This window comes from Pseudodesulfovibrio tunisiensis (genome assembly GCF_022809775.1).
Classification (GTDB): Bacteria; Desulfobacterota; Desulfovibrionia; order Desulfovibrionales; family Desulfovibrionaceae; genus Pseudodesulfovibrio; species Pseudodesulfovibrio tunisiensis.
This window is the reverse complement of the sequence record NZ_CP094380.1, coordinates 2,515,549-2,530,638: the sequence shown is the minus strand read 5'-3', so window position 1 is coordinate 2,530,638 and position 15,090 is coordinate 2,515,549. Positions and strand designations below refer to the sequence as shown.

The window sequence follows — 15,090 nt, the reverse complement described above, 5'->3', positions numbered from 1 at the left end:
TCTCTTTGGCCTATGTGCCCTTGTGTGAGGTAACCGATGTCTGAAGACAAATTTGATGCAATTGTGGTGGGTGCCGGTCTGGCCGGATGCACCGCCGCCTATCTGCTGGCCCAGGCCGGGTTGGAAACGCTCGTGATCGAGCGCGGCAACTTCCCGGGTGCCAAGAACATGACCGGCGGTCGGCTGTATGCCCACAGTCTGGAAAAGATCTTCCCGAACTTCGCGGAAGAGGCTCCGGTGGAGCGCTGCATTGTCCACGAGAAGATTTCCTTCATCGACGAGACCCGCAGCACCACGCTGGACTACGCCTCTCCCGAGGCCGGTGATCCCGCGAACCGCTCCTACTCGGTCATGCGTTCCAGCTTCGACCAGTGGCTGGCCGAAAAGGCCGAGGACGCCGGAGCCAGCATCGTGCCCGGCATCCGCGTGGACGACCTGATCGTGCGCGACGGCAAGGTCTGCGGCGTGATCGCGGCTGGCGAGGAAATGGAGGCCGATGTGGTCATTCTGGCCGATGGCGTGAACTCCATCCTCGGCGAAAAGCTCGGTCTGGTTCCCAAGGTCAGCCCGCACCACTGCGCCGTGGGCGTGAAGGAAATCATCCAGCTCAGCGAACAGCAGATCAACGACCGCTTCGGCTGTTCCGGCAATGGCGGCGCTGCCTGGCTGTTCGCGGGCATGCCCTCCGCCGGCTACATGGGCGGCGGCTTCCTGTACACCAACAAGGAATCCGTGTCTCTGGGGCTGGTCTTCGGCCTGCACAACGTGGCCGAAGTGCGCAAGAGCGTTCCCCAGATGCTGGAGGACTTCAAGAACCATCCCACGGTCAAGCCGTTGATCGAGGGCGGTTCCTCGGTTGAATACTCCGGCCACGTGGTGCCCGAGGGCGGACTCGCCATGCTGCCGAAGATGGTGGCCGACGGCGTGCTCATCGCGGGCGACGCAGCCGGTCTGTGCCTGAACGTGGGCTACACCGTGCGCGGCATGGATCTGGCCATCGCTTCCGGCGAAGCCGCTGCCAATGCCGTGATCGCGGCCAAGGAAAAGGGCGACTTTTCCGAGGGCTCCCTGTCCTCCTACAAGAGCGCGCTGGAAAACAGCTTCGTGATGAAGGACATGGAACTGTACAGGAACCTGCCGGGTTTTCTGGACAACACCCGCATGTACAACGAGTACCCGGAGATGGTGACCGGCATCATGAACGACCTCTTCACCATCAACGGCGCCTCCGCGCCCCTGCGCAAGAAGGTCATGCCCCATCTGAAGAAAGTCGGTTTCATGAACCTGATCAAAGACGGTTTCAAAGGAGTGAAATCCATATGAGCGACGCAGTGAATGTCGATGTGAAACTGGGCGTCAACAAGTTCTTTGTCGACGAAGGCAATCCGCATATCGAACTCGTGGAGAATCCCGATCCCAAGGAGTTCGCCAAGCTCGAAGCCGCATGTCCCGCCGGTCTGTACAAGAAGGACGAGAGCGGCAACATCCACTTCGACTACGCAGGCTGTCTGGAATGCGGCACCTGCCGCATCCTGTGCGGAAATACCATCCTCCGCAAATGGGAATACCCGAACGGCACGTTCGGCGTTGAATACCGTTACGGCTAGACAGCCCGACGCAAAGAAGGGTACCCAAGTGTCCGTGAATGCAGCCATGCAAGCTCGAAGGCACCATGCCGAGGAGCATTACTGAGAACGACCCTTTCTCCAGCCCCGGGCTGAGGAGAAACGGGAGCTTTGCCGCGCGACGACACTTGCACACACCCGCACCATGACGAAAACTGATACAGGCAACGTTCTCCGACGTTGCCTGTATTTTTTGTCCGGAGCCGGGAACAACCTTGCCCGCACCCCGTGAGGAATTGCGTTATGAGAGAGAAAAAGCAGGACTGGCGTTACGCCCAGGCCAACAAGGAGGCCCTGCTCGCCCTTGGCGCGTACGGTCTGTACTTCATCTGGTGGTACGCGTTCGCCTATGGACTCGGCGACAGCGACCCGGAACAGTATGCCTATGTTCTGGGACTGCCCGAATGGTTCTTCTACAGTTGCATCGTGGGCTATCCGCTCATCACGCTGCTGCTCTGGGCCATGGTACGCCTTTTCTACAGGGACATGCCGCTTGACGGCGAGTCCGGCGATCCCGACGGGAGCGTGCCGCCCGAGGAGACCGGGCGCGGGAGGGACGCCATATGACCGCGAATTCGGAAATCATGATTCCGGTGGCACTGTATCTGGTCCTTTCCTTTGCCGTGGCCCTGTGGGCCAGAAAAAAGGCAGCAGCAAGCAGTTCCTCGCAGGGATTTCTCGAGGACTACTTCATCGGCGGCAGGTCCATGGGCGGGTTCGTGCTCGCCATGACCATCATCGCCAGCTACACCAGCGCGAGCAGCTTCGTGGGCGGCCCGGGCGTGGCCTATCGTCTCGGCCTGAGCTGGGTTCTGCTGGCCATGATTCAGGTGCCTACCACCTTTCTGACGCTGGGCGTGCTGGGCAAGCGGTTCGCCATGGAGGCCCGGCGCACCAATTCCGTGACCCTCACGGATTTTCTGCGCGCCCGGTTCAAAAGCGACACCGTGGTGGTGCTCTGTTCCGTGGCCCTGCTCGTGTTCTTCATGGCCGCCATGCTCGCCCAGTTCATCGGCGGCGCGCGTCTGTTCCAGTCCGTGACCGGATATCCGTACATCGTGGGACTGGTCCTGTTCGGCATTACCGTGGTCGTGTACACGGCGATCGGCGGATTTCGGGCCGTTGTCCTGACCGATGCGATTCAGGGCATGGTCATGGTCGTGGCCGTGGTGGTCGTGCTCATGGCCGTGATCGAGGCTGGCGGCGGCATGGAGCAGTGCGTTGCCACGCTCAAGAGCATCGATCCCGGACTGATCACGCCGACCGGGCCGGACAATGCCGTGCCCCAGCCATTCATTCTCTCGTTCTGGGTGCTGGTGGGCCTTGGCGTGCTGGGCCTGCCCCAGACCACGCAGCGATGCATGGCCTATCGGGACTCCCGCGCCATGCACGACGCCATGATCATCGGCACCCTGATCATCGGGTTCATGATCCTGTGCGCGCATCTGGCCGGAACGCTGGGCAGGGCGGTGTTTCCGAATCTGCCTGCGGGCGATCTGGCCATGCCCACCCTGATCGTGGAGCTGCTGTCACCGACATGGGCGGGCGTGTTCATTGCCGGGCCGCTTGCGGCCATCATGTCCACGGTGGACTCCATGCTGCTGCTGGCCTCGGCCGCGATCATCAAGGATCTGTACGTGCACTACAGGCTCAAGGGCGATGCCTCGCGCATGACCCCGGTCAGCCTGCGCCGCATGAGCCTGATTTCCACGGCGGTCATCGGGCTGATGGTCTTTTTCGCGGCCATCGAGCCGCCGGACCTGCTGGTCTGGATCAACCTGTTCGCGTTCGGCGGGCTGGAAGCCGTGTTCCTGTGGCCCATCGTGCTGGGATTGTACTGGAAGCGCGCCAATGCGACCGGGGCCGTGGCCTCCATCGTGGTCGGCTGCGGCACCTTCTTTGCCCTCAGCATCCTGAAACCGGCCATGGGGGTGCGGCACGCCATCGTGCCCACCACATTGGCCGCGCTGATCGCGTTCACTGTCGGAACGTATTTGGGAAAGCCGGTCTTGGCCGACTTTGACAAAAGATAGAAAAAAGAATAACATATAAAATATCGTGTGTCTTGCCCGGCAGGACGGGCAAGACGCGCGTCAATCCGGTCGGGGGGCCGGAGCAGCATTGCAGCGGCATGTGCGGGCGGCCGCGGAGCCGAATCGACAACGTCGGTTTTTCCATGGCGGTCGCAATGTTTCGGGGAGAAGGGGTTCCCTGTGTGCTGGATCGTGTTGTGCCGTACGTTCGTCAGGCGCAGGGCGTGAAGATGGTTGCACGCAAAACCAAATCCCGCAAATCTGCCATGCTCGCGCATGGCGAAACCACTCCCTTTCAGGGAAGTCTCAACTTGCGCAGTATTAGCCTCCGGAGTGCTGATGGAAGCTCTGATTTCGGTCCTTGACCGGGATTTCGTGGAAAAGAAATCGAGTAGATGTTATCAGGCTAGTGTTTGTTGTGAATGTGAGAGAAGAGTATAAAAGGTATTGAAGAAAGCCATGCAGACATCTCAGGACAGACTGAAGCTCAAGCAGCAGCGCACCATAAAGTTCTTTATCGAAGCGGCCAGGGAGATCATCGAGAAAGAGGGCATCGATGCGGTAACGATCCGCAAGGCGTCGGATATTGCAGGATATTCCAGCGCGACCCTCTACAATTATTTCGACAATCTGCCGCATCTGGTCTTCCTGGCCACCATGAGTTATCTGGACGAGTATCATGCGGCATTGCCCGCGTATCTGGCCAAATGCGAGAACTCCATCGAATGGTACATGGCCATCTGCAAATGTTTTTCCGAGTTCGCGTTTGCCGATCCCGAAGTGTACGAACTGATCTTTTTTACGCACAGCGATGAAAAACTTGAGGAATACACGCACCAGTACTATGATCTTTTTCCGGAAAAGGTGGTGCAGGATTGGCCCAGGCCGTTCAACCAGTTCTTCAACATCAACAACATGTATGCGCGCAACCGGGTCATGATGGACTATTGCGTGGAAGAAGGGTTCTTCACCACCGAAGGCACCGTGGATTTTCTCGACGTGAGCCTCCGGGTCTTCAAATCCATTCTGCAGGACGTGCGCAGCGGCGAACTGGACAGGGAAACCGCTGTCAGTCTGACCATGAAGTACTATTTCCAGCTTCTGGGCTGCTACATGCTGCCCGGCCATGACAGGGAGCTGGAACGGGTCATGGAACGCTGGAGCTAGCATTTCTGCGGTTCAAGCGAACGAGCGTACAGCAAAAAGTGCGTTGACCTTGGCTCGGGAATATCTATTGTAGCCCGTACCACATGGATTGTCCGGTCCGAACGCAGGCCCGGAAGCACGGATTTTCATGACAATCATGTCTTCCGGCAATCGTGACGCCATTCGTCGGGCGGCAGGGAAATCAACCTTGCTCCGCAATCCATGTTGGCGTCTTTATTCAGGATAAGCTTTTCGAGGAGAGATAATGCAGATTCGGATCATTCCCCTTGGCCCGTTGCAGACCAATGGTTTCCTGCTTTCCGACAATGGAAAGGCCGTGTTCATCGATCCGGGCGACGATCCGGCAAAGGTGCTGGAGCTCATCAAGTCCGAAGGTCTGGAACTGACGCACGTGCTCATCACCCACATCCATCTCGACCATTTCTACGGCGCGACCAGACTGGCCGACGAGACCGGAGCCGAGGTGCTGGTGTATGAAAAGGACGCCTTCCTGATCGAGGAAGAGGTGCGCAACGGCTGGGAAATGGGGTATCCCGAACTGGAAAAGGAATTCACCTACACCCCGCTCGAACTGGGCGAACAGGAATTTCTGGGCTGCAAGTGCGTGGTCCTGCCCACCCCGGGCCATACCCCGGGCAGCGTGACCTTCCATTTCCCGGACGAAGGCGTGGCCTTTGTGGGCGACCTGATCTTTGCCCGCTCCGTGGGCCGCACCGACTACACCGGCGGCAATACGCAGGATCTCATGAACTCCATCCGCACCCACATCTTCACCATGCCCGAGGAAACCGTGCTCCTTCCGGGCCACGGCCCGGCCACCAAGGCCGGCGAGGAAAAGGAACACAACCCCTTTTTCAAGTAGCCCGCATGGACCTGTAGAAAACGAAACGGCCCGGCATCTCGCGAGATGCCGGGCCGTTTTTCTTGTTTGTGTCGGAGTGAGTCCCTGTGCTCCTGCCTCACTTGAGGCCATTGCCGTCAGGACGCGAATCATCTCAGGACAACGCAGAGTTCATTGTCTTCCTGCTTCATGTTGTGGACGCGCATGTTTCGAGTCTGTCCGTTTACCTCAATGCGATTGTCTCCTGCCCATTCACGACTTCCATCCTTGGACTTGGCATAGTAGAAAAAGCCTCTTCGGGAAGTGGAGACTTTGAAGCCGTTGGAGGAGAATGTCATATACTTGCCCGGAGGAATTTCCCAAATGCCATCGGAGAGCAGTTTGTCGGAATCCATCGGGCTGTAATAGGCAAGCCAAAGCTGCACGGTATGCGAGGTGGTGTTCTTTAGCTCTATGGCCATGCCGGGGTAGCAGGTTTCGGAATCGTTTGAGTAGTAGTATTCCCTGGTGTCCGCATTGAAAAGAAGATTTCCTTTGGTATCGTGAATGTTGGATCGGAATATGGCTCCATTCCAATCGATTCTTACATCTGCCTTGAATATGTCCTTGCCGACGCGAGTGATGTTTTTTGCGTAGCAATCAATGTTTTGTCCGCCAAGAAAACATTTGTCGACGATTGCTCTGCCGATGCTGGCCAGTTGGGATTCGAGCATCTCTTCATAGAGTCTGCTCAGATTTGATTTCAGCTTGTCTTGAAATCTGGCGGGAATCAATTCCGCCACTTGTTCGTACAATTCGACGGTATTGATCTCTTTGGCAATGAGCCAGGTGCATTCGCCCGAGTATTTTCCATGCTTGAATTCATCCAGATATTTCTCATAATCCCGTACGTCGCGAGATTCCCGGGCAATTGCCCACAGGGCATCCTCCCTGTATTGGCTGTCGGGATACATCGACAGAAAATTCCTGTATGATTGCTCGGAGCCTTTCATGCTCAGCAGTTTCCATGATGCATCGACCACATGAATACCCTCAGGGAATTCTCTTATATAGGATTCGTATGCATCGCGTGTTGCCAACGAATTGGTGAGAACCCAAGCCTCTCTTTCCTTTTTCGCATTGGAACATCCGAGCAGAAAACAAAAGGCCAGACATGGTATGAAAAATATGGTCAGGCGTTTTATCTGGTTGGGCACTTTTCAACTCCTTGCGATGAGTAGGAATACCTGTTGGGATCATGAGGTCAGCGGCATTGCCTGACGTACCATTCGATTTGCGGTCAAGAAGAAGTCAAAGGAAATATTGAAAAACGACGATCGAATACAACAAAACAATGTGTCTGTCTATCAATCGCCATGATTCATGTGAACGGATTGCCGGGATTTGGTTTCCAACAGTCCGTCAGTTCCCGGCTCTCGGCACGCCGTGTGCCGCGTAGATTTCGCCGAGCTCGCGGATGAGCTGCTTGTTGTCGAACACGGCGCGGACCTTGTCGATGCCGGCCGGGATGAGGCGGGCGCGCAGGGGCGCGTCTTCCAGAATGCGGCGGATGTTGGCGGCCAGGGCTGCGGGGTCGTTCGGGGCGCAGAGCAGGCCCGTGGATTCGTGTTCCACCATCTCCGGCAGGCCGGATACCGTGGTTGCGGCAACCGGAACGCCCACGGCCATGGCCTCGGCCACCACGTTGGGAATGCCGTCCCGGTCCCCGTCCTCGGCCTCGCGGCAGCCAAGGGCAAAGCAGTCCGCAGTGTGCAGCAGTCGGATGACCTGATCATGCGTGATGGTGCCGGGCAGGGAGACCACGTGCTCCAGTCCGAGATCGTGAATCAGGGCCGTGATGCGCGGTTGTTCCGTGCCTTCGCCCACCAGTGTGTAGCGGAAGTCCATGCCCTGATCGCGCAGGAGCTTCAGGGCGCGCAGCACCGTGTCCAGTCCCTTTTTCGGCACGAATCTGGCCACGGTCAGGATGTCGTAGGGTGGCATTGCCTGCACGGATTTGCCGTTGGGCGAGAACAGGTCCAGATTGATGCCGTGGTACACGCAGTGCACCGGCCTGGCATTGTGGCAGATGGTACGCAGGTGCAGCTCGTTGTATTTCGTGCAGGTGACCACGAATCTGGCCATGTCCAGCTTGTCCAGAATGCGGCGCGGGTCCTGCGTATAGATATCCTTGGCATGGGCCGTGAAACTGAACGGCACATCCGTGAAGATGGCCGCGTACATGGCCACCGTGGTCGGGGTGTGCGCAAAATGTGCGTGCAGGTGCGCCAGATCGATGTGCTCGTCCTCCACGGTCTGGGCCAGATATGCGCCCTGAAGGATGTGCTTGACCCATGTATGCACCTTGGGGGCCAGCGCGAATCGCGTGCGCATCAGGGCCAGCCCCTTGCCGAATCGGCGCGGATGGCGCAGGGCGAACCGGAAGGTCTGGCGCAGGAGCGCGGGCAGCCCCTTGATCATGGTTTCCGGCAGATACGTGACCCGGGCCCTGATCTCCCTGATGGAATCGTGGGTGAAGTTCTCGCGCGGCGCGCGCATGGAAAAGATGTGGATACGGAATCCCATCCGCTCCAGCAGCCGTATTTCATTGGATATGAAGGTCTCGGAAATGCGGGGGTACCCCTTCAGGACCATGCCGAGGGTACCAGCGGAATTCCCGTCGGAATCCGGATGTCGGGTCATGAACATTCCTCGCGGAACCGGGCTATGCGCTCGCGCATCACATCCAGCCCGGTCATGGGAAAATTGCTGATGGCGTCGATGTAGGGTTCGGGGCGGTTGAGCAGGGTGTCAAGTTTTTCGCGCATGCGTTCGGGCGTGACCTCGCCCCACCTGATGTAGTCGCACAGGCCGCGTTCCCGGAATACCCGGGCCCGGATGAGCTGTTCCTCGCGCGGCATGTCGCGCGGGATGACCAGCGCGGGTTTGCGCAGGGAAAGTATCTCGCACATGGTGTTGTAGCCGCCCATGCTCACCACCACGTCGGCCAGCGACATCTTCTTCTCGATGTTCTTGACGAACGGGGTGATGCGTACCCGCACGGCCCGGGCGCGGTCCGCCAGCTCGTCCAGCTTGCTCGGGGCCAGAAACGGTCCGGTGATCATCAGGGTTTCGAAGTCCACGGTGCCGTTGGACTCCAGCATGCGCAGATACGTGTCCAGCACGTCGTATCCGTCGCCACCGCCCCCGATGGTCACGAGCACCTGTTTGGCCTTTTTCCGGCCGTTGCGTCTGCCCGGCCGCTTGCGCGGAATGTAGCCCGTGAACACGGTCTTGGCCGCAATGTCCTCGGGAATGGCGTACTGTTCGATCGCGTCATACAGGCACTGCTCTCCGTAGACCCAGACTTCGCTGTACAGCTCGCGCAGCACATCTGCGAATTTCTTGCGCTTCCATTCCGCACGTGTGCTTTTCGCACTGTCCAGCACGTCGCGCAGGCCGCATACGACCTTGGAGCAGGGCAGGTGCTTGCGCATCCATTTCAGGGTGGGCATGACCTCGTTCTTCAGCCCTGTGGGCACCTTGTCCACGATGAACAGGTCGGGCTTGAAGGTTTTTGCCGTGGCCGAGATGATGTTTTTCCTGATGGAAATGGCGTGCTTGGGGTCCACCTTGATGGAGTGGGGCACATACAGGGAATTGCTTTTTTTATCATGCCGGGCATGCGCACGAAATCGATGCCCTGTGGAAAGGAGAACCGGCCCACAATGGGCGAGCCCGTGACGATGAGGATGTTCACCCCGGGTTCGGCAAGGTGCCGGGCGATGGCCATGGTGCGCCGGATGTGCCCCAGACCATAGGTGTCGTGGGAATACATCAGGATATCGTAGGTGCCGGGTTCGTGCATATGGAATCACGCGCCAGGGGCGCGGGCTGGTTCATTTCTGTTTTTCCACAGGGCTCCCATTCCCTCCGGAAGTAGCCAGCACGTTACCTGCATGACGAATTTCTGTCTACAAAAGGTTTAAGAAGGTTGAATATTTTATACTCTTGAGGATACTATTTCCGTGTGTTCAGGCAGTTGGCACGATGCGCAGGCTGATGCCCGGTTCGAAATCCGGGGCCGGATCCAGTATGCCCGCAAGATTGGCGCGCAGGGTCTCGGACTCCGGAGCCGCATCCAGACCGCGCGCAAACAGGTCCGCAGCCTCGCCGCGTTGGCCCTGCTTCCATGCGGCAACGCCCAGATTGTTGAGTACCTGCCCCAGTCCGGGGCGCAGCGAATCCGCCTGTTCCAGCTCGGCACGCGCGTTTTCCGGGTCGCCCACCACAAGGTACTGCACCCCGTTCACCATGTGCTGCTGAAACGGTTCCAGCCGGAGGTGATCCAGCCCTCGGCACGGACAGCGCCGCACCCGGCACGGTTCGTCGCCATCCAGCAGGGTCACGTCCTCCATGACGTTGCCGAGCACGGTCTTGTCGCCCGGGCAGCGGAACACGGTGCCGTCCGGTTCCATGCGCAGCAGAGTGCGTCCGGCCGAGCAGGGGATGCCCTCGAAATTGTAGGCGATCTTGCGTCCCTGTTCCGGAAAGTCCGCAAATACGGCCCGGCCCTGTTCTCCGTATGCCTCGGGATACCGTCTGCCCTCGTGTCTGCCCTTGAAGGGCCGGGGCGTGATGCGGATGTCGTGGGAAGCGAAACGGGCCGCGTCCTCGTGATAGCGGTCCAGCAGGTCGGGATGCACCACGTAGTTCACGATCACGTTGAAGCCCTTGTCCAGCAGGAGCCGTGCGTTTTCGATGAACGCGGGCACCCCCTTGACGCGTTCCCGTTCCGCAATGTGCAGGGCCACGTACAGATCGTCCACCCGGTCCGGGTCGATGCGTTCGGCAAAGTCCCGCACCTTGGACGAGACCGACAGATTGGTGTCTACGGCGATTCTATGCTCTGCGGAGAGAGCCGCGCAGATATCCACGAATTTCGGGTAGATGAACGGCTCGCCTCCGGTCATGCCCACGGTCCATTTTTCGTTGGTTGCGGACAGGAAATCCAGAATGCGTTCCACGGGAAGCGTGGTCTCGACAGGGGTGTTGTCATGCGGGAAGTAGCAGTATTCGCAACGGAAATTGCACTTGCGCGTCATGTTCCACAGCAGGTTGTTCACAGGGACGTGCGGGTTCATGGAAACCTCCGCAGCCACACTGCCATGGCACAGGGAAAAATGCCAGCAATTCCATTGGCGTTTCTCTATAGGTTCTGATAAAAGGGCGTGGCTGCCACCCCCAGCGGAGATGCCATGACCTCGAACGCGCTTGTCCCCCTGCTCAAGGAACTTGACGCCTGGTCCCTTGCGGGCCGGGATGCCCTGTTCTGGTGGCGGGACGACGATGCCGCACATCCCTGTCCGGAACTGGACGAACTGCTGAACATGACCAACAGGTACGGTGCGCCGTGCGGGCTGGCTGCGATTCCGGCCCGGGTCGGCGAGCCGCTGGCGCGTCGGCTGGAGTCCGAACCGCTGATCTGGATTCTCCAGCACGGGCTGGCCCATGTGAATCATGCGCCCAAGGGCAACGGAGCATGGGAGCTGGGCTTGCACCGTCCGCTGCCTCAGGTGCTGGCCGATCTGCGTCAGGGCAGGGACATCCTGTCCGGTCTGTTCGGCAAACGATTCGTGCCCGTGGTGGTGCCGCCGTGGAACAGGATGGATCCCGCGCTCTGGCCCGAGTTGCCCGGGCTGGGCATTCGAGGCGTTTCCGCAGGCTACCGCAGGTCCGGGCCGACGCCGCCTCCCGGCGTACGCGTGGTGGGCGTGCCCTGCGATCTGCTCGACTGGGAGAGCGGGCAGGCGCGATTCAGCGGCGAAACCCGGTGCGTGGCCGATCTGGTGGAGCATCTTCAGCGCAAGCGCACCGGCGAACATGACCCGCTGCTGCCGTCCGGCATTCTCACGCATCATCTGGAAATGGACCGGGCGGCATGGAATTTCTTCGAGACACTGGCAACCGCACTGGCCCGGCATCCCGCGGCACGCTGGGCCGTACCCCCGGAAATCTGGCCCGAGGAGGCAAGGACATGAACCCCATCATCCGCAAAGCCGAACGCGAAGACGTTGTCGGCATCTGCCGATTGCTGCATTCCCGCATGAATCCCGAATTTTCCATGGAACGCTGGCTCGGCCTGTTCGCTCCGGACTGGTGTGCGGACAACCCGGACATCGGTCTTGTCGTCGAGGACGACGGGGCCATCGTGGGATTTCACGGACACATCTGCTCGTCCCGTCTGATCAATGGCCACCGCGAACGGTTCGTGAACTTCACGTCCTGGTACCTGATGCGCGAATATCGCGGGCAGGGGTTGGGCAGCGAGCTCGTGCGTCTTGCCGCGTCCGATCCGGACGTGACCTATTCCGTTGTTTCGCTTTCGCCAAAGCGCAGGGAACATTACAGGAAGCTCGGTCTGGACGTGCTGGAGGAGGAGCGTCTGCTCTGGAAAAAGGACGGCCATGCCTATGACAATCTGGAAGTGGTGGCCGATCCCGAGGAAATTCGGCGGCAGGCCAATCCCAATGAGCTTCGGGTGTTCGAGGATCATCAGGGATTCTTTGCAACTCCGGTACTCGTCACCACGCGTTGCACGCAATGCCTGCTTCTGCTTTCCCGGGCGCTCAAGGGCGACGATGTCCTGTATCACGACGTGCTGTACCGCTCCAATGCCCGGCTGTTCTCGGATCGGGTGCACGACATTGCCGAGGCGCTTCTGCCCGAGGGCAAATGCGTGCTGGCCGCGGATCGCCGGTTCGTGGACAACGACGGCCCGGGTGCGCAGGTCGAGCGCATCAAGGCCCCGCGCTTCTGCAAGTCCTCTCGCGTGGCCCCGGCCGACATTGATCTGGCCTATTCCGAAGTCGTGCTGCTGGGGCTCAAGCTGGACTAGCAGGGTGCCTGTCGCCGGGCGTTGAAGAGGCCTCCGGCGGCTTGAACCCCTTTCGGGAAAGGGGGTCAGGATTCCCCAAAGCTTTTTGTCGAAACCGCCGCAGACTGTCCGTGCATGTGCATGGGCTGTTTGCGGCGGTTTTGCGTGGATTGGTGTGGTGTTTCAGGGCATGCGATCCGTTGCCCCCTGTTTCTCCCCATTCGGGGAGAATTTGTCTTGTTGAAGAAGGAGGCAGAGGGGGGAGGCCTTTCCAAAGCCTTTTGTCGAAGCCGTCGCAGATTGTCCGTGCATGTGCATGAGGCCGTTTGCGGCGGTTTTGCGGTTCGTGGAATCCTGATGATTATAATTGTGTTCTTCCTGCCGGGATCATTTAATAAATGAGGAAAGGCAGGAGGTTGAATGCTTGCTGGGTTTCGACTTTTTGATTGTTGGCGGATATTGTGCGACACTTTCGCCTTGGATTGGCTTGTTGTGCGGTGTTCGGTTGCGTCTCTTTTTCCCCATTCAAAAATTGACTTTCCTGTTCACGGTATGTGTTGAAACCGGAAGCAAAGGGCGAATGCCTTTTGCGGATAGGGCTGCGTTGTCGCGGCAGAGGTAGTGTATGGCGAAACGGCATCAGCGAAAGAAAAGAAAGAAAAAGGAACTGTCCTACAAGCGCAAGGCCATACACATGGCGAGCGAGCATTGGGAGCACGAGCGGGAAAAGGCGATCAGCGATCGGCAGCAGTTCCGGGGGCTGCAGATCGTGCCCACGTCCAGCTACTACGACCAGTCCCATGGTCACAAGCCCGGGGAAAACAACTGGTCCGGATTCGGATTCGATCTGCATCCCCAGGTCTCCCTTGCCGCCGGCGGGCTGGTCCTGCTCTTCATCGTGCTGACCCTCACGTTTCGCGAACAGTCCGCAGCCATATTCCAGCACCTTCTGAACGGCATCGGCGACACCTTTGGCTGGCTGTACATTCTGGCTGCCAATTTCTTCATCATTTCCATGCTGATCATCGCCATGAGCGATTTCGGCAAGATTCGCATCGGCGGGCCGGACGCCTTGCCCGAATTCTCCACCTTCAGCTGGTACGCCATGCTCATCAGCGCGGGCATGGGCATCGGCCTGATGTTCTGGAGCGTGGGCGAGCCCGTGTTCCACTTCATGACCCCGTCGCCCATGTTCGACGTGCCGCCGGAAACGCCACAGTCCGCTCAGGTCGCCCTCGGACTCACCTATTTCCACTGGGGCATCCACCCCTGGGGCATATACGCCCTTGTCGGTCTGTCCCTCGCCTTCTTTGCCTACAACCGGGGGCTGCCCCTGACCATCCGGTCCATCTTCTACCCTCTGCTCGGCGACAGAATCTACGGATTCTGGGGCAATCTCATCGATGTCCTGTCCGTGCTCGCCACCCTGTTCGGGCTGGCAACGTCTCTCGGACTTGGCGTGAAGCAGGTCTCCTCGGGCCTGAACTTCCTGTTCGGCGTGCCCGATACCGTGGAGGTCGCGGTGATTCTCATCGTGGTCATCACCCTGCTCGCCGTGGTGTCCGTGGCCGCCGGGCTGGACAAGGGCGTCAAGACCCTGAGTCTGGCAAACATGTACACCGCAGCCGCGTTCATGATCTTTCTGCTGGCGGTCGGCCCCACGGTCTACATCCTCAAGGCATTCACCCAGAACATCGGCTTCTACATCCAGAACCTGCCCCAGCTCAGCTTCTGGGTGGAGACCTTCTACGGAGCCGAGGGCAGCCACTGGCAGAACCCGTGGACCATCTTCTACTGGGGCTGGTGGATATCCTGGTCTCCGTTCGTGGGCATGTTCATCGCCCGCATCTCCAAGGGCCGTACCGTGCGCGAGTTCGTGCTCGGGGTCATGATCTTCCCCACCATCCTGTCCTTTCTCTGGATGTCCTGCTTCGGCGGTTCCGCCCTGTGGCTCCAGATCACCGGAACCGCCAGCCTTGCGGATGCGGTCACCTCCAACGTGTCCACGGCCCTGTTCGTGATGCTGCAGAGCTTCCCCTTTACCAAGATAACGTCGTTCATCGGCATTCTGCTGGTCAGCATCTTCTTCATCACGTCCTCGGATTCCGGCTCGCTGGTCGTGGATCACCTCACGTCCGGCGGCAAGCTCGATTCACCCGTGGCCCAGCGTATTTTCTGGGCCCTGGTTGAAGGGCTCTGCGCTGCAGTTCTGCTCCTCGGCGGCGGACTCGTCGCCCTGCAAAGCGCATCCATTGCCACCGGGTTACCCTTCACCCTCGTGCTGCTCGTGATGTGCTACAGTCTGTATCGCGGTCTGAAAGAGGAAAGCTACCACGCTCGCATCATCGACAAGATGCAGCCCAAAACCCAGAAGATCGAAATCCCCATGGCCCCGGATGCACCGCCTGCAAAAAGTGCGCGGAAAAGGAAACGTCCGTAGGGAGAAAATGCCTTCGGCGACCCTCCCGGGGGGCCGGGCTCTGCCCGGACCCGCCAAGGAGCAAGGCCCCTTGGATCCCCATTCTGTCTTGAGAATTGAAAAAGGCCCGATGAATGCTCTGTCGAGAC

General features: G+C 59.2%; 12 protein-coding genes and 1 pseudogene. 9 read left to right on the top strand and 4 right to left on the bottom strand.

Going from position 1 to position 15,090, the window contains the following annotated elements:
- Positions 1-36: 36 nt before the first annotated feature.
- The 6 genes from MPN23_RS12245 to MPN23_RS12220 all read left to right on the top strand — a co-directional run bounded on the left by MPN23_RS12245 (position 37) and on the right by MPN23_RS12220 (position 5,687).
- Positions 37-1,323, top strand: coding sequence for an FAD-dependent oxidoreductase (locus MPN23_RS12245; RefSeq protein ID WP_243544476.1), 1,287 nt, complete (start codon positions 37-39; stop codon positions 1,321-1,323).
- Positions 1,320-1,607, top strand: coding sequence for a ferredoxin family protein (locus MPN23_RS12240; protein ID WP_243544475.1), 288 nt, complete (start codon positions 1,320-1,322; stop codon positions 1,605-1,607). The genes MPN23_RS12245 and MPN23_RS12240 overlap by 4 nt, the downstream gene beginning before the upstream one ends.
- Before the next feature lie 261 nt (positions 1,608-1,868).
- Positions 1,869-2,192, top strand: a complete 324-nt coding sequence (locus tag MPN23_RS12235; protein ID WP_243544474.1) for a YhdT family protein — start codon at positions 1,869-1,871, stop codon at positions 2,190-2,192.
- The gene (gene panF, locus MPN23_RS12230) at positions 2,189-3,658 is read left to right on the top strand and encodes a sodium/pantothenate symporter (protein ID WP_243544473.1); all 1,470 of its coding nucleotides are present in this window, start codon (positions 2,189-2,191) and stop codon (positions 3,656-3,658) included. The genes MPN23_RS12235 and panF overlap by 4 nt, the downstream gene beginning before the upstream one ends.
- A 459-nt stretch (positions 3,659-4,117) precedes the next feature.
- Positions 4,118-4,825 carry a TetR/AcrR family transcriptional regulator gene (locus MPN23_RS12225; RefSeq protein WP_243544472.1) on the top strand — a complete coding sequence of 236 codons (708 nt, stop codon included), beginning with the start codon at positions 4,118-4,120 and terminating at the stop codon, positions 4,823-4,825.
- 244 nt (positions 4,826-5,069) lie between these two features.
- Positions 5,070-5,687 carry an MBL fold metallo-hydrolase gene (locus tag MPN23_RS12220; protein WP_243544471.1) on the top strand — a complete coding sequence of 206 codons (618 nt, stop codon included), beginning with the start codon at positions 5,070-5,072 and terminating at the stop codon, positions 5,685-5,687.
- Between the two features lie 128 nt (positions 5,688-5,815).
- On the opposite strand, the gene MPN23_RS12215 is transcribed toward MPN23_RS12220, so the two are convergent.
- From MPN23_RS12215 to MPN23_RS12200, 4 genes and pseudogenes are all read right to left on the bottom strand, one after another.
- The gene (locus tag MPN23_RS12215; RefSeq protein ID WP_243544470.1) at positions 5,816-6,862 is read right to left on the bottom strand and encodes a tetratricopeptide repeat protein; all 1,047 of its coding nucleotides are present in this window, start codon (positions 6,860-6,862) and stop codon (positions 5,816-5,818) included.
- Positions 6,863-7,067: 205 nt separating this feature from the next.
- Positions 7,068-8,348, bottom strand: coding sequence for a glycosyltransferase family 4 protein (locus MPN23_RS12210; protein ID WP_243544469.1), 1,281 nt, complete (start codon positions 8,346-8,348; stop codon positions 7,068-7,070).
- Positions 8,345-9,513 (bottom strand): annotated as a pseudogene (locus tag MPN23_RS12205) (glycosyltransferase family protein). The gene MPN23_RS12210 and the pseudogene MPN23_RS12205 overlap by 4 nt, the downstream one beginning before the upstream one ends.
- 166 nt (positions 9,514-9,679) lie before the next feature.
- A complete protein-coding gene (locus MPN23_RS12200) occupies positions 9,680-10,789 on the bottom strand; it encodes a radical SAM protein (RefSeq protein WP_243544468.1) in 1,110 nt (369 codons plus the stop codon).
- A gap of 114 nt (positions 10,790-10,903) precedes the next feature.
- Between MPN23_RS12200 and MPN23_RS12195 the strand changes: the two genes are divergently transcribed.
- From MPN23_RS12195 to MPN23_RS12185, 3 genes are all read left to right on the top strand, one after another.
- Complete coding sequence (locus MPN23_RS12195; protein WP_243544467.1) at positions 10,904-11,686, top strand: polysaccharide deacetylase family protein; 783 nt, start codon at positions 10,904-10,906, stop codon at positions 11,684-11,686.
- Positions 11,683-12,543 (top strand): GNAT family N-acetyltransferase, encoded by an 861-nt coding sequence (locus MPN23_RS12190; RefSeq protein WP_243544466.1) that lies wholly within the window; start codon positions 11,683-11,685, stop codon positions 12,541-12,543. The genes MPN23_RS12195 and MPN23_RS12190 overlap by 4 nt, the downstream gene beginning before the upstream one ends.
- 604 nt (positions 12,544-13,147) lie before the next feature.
- On the top strand, positions 13,148-14,962 hold the full coding sequence (locus MPN23_RS12185) for a BCCT family transporter (protein WP_243544465.1): 1,815 nt from the start codon (positions 13,148-13,150) through the stop codon (positions 14,960-14,962).
- Positions 14,963-15,090 lie beyond the last annotated feature (128 nt).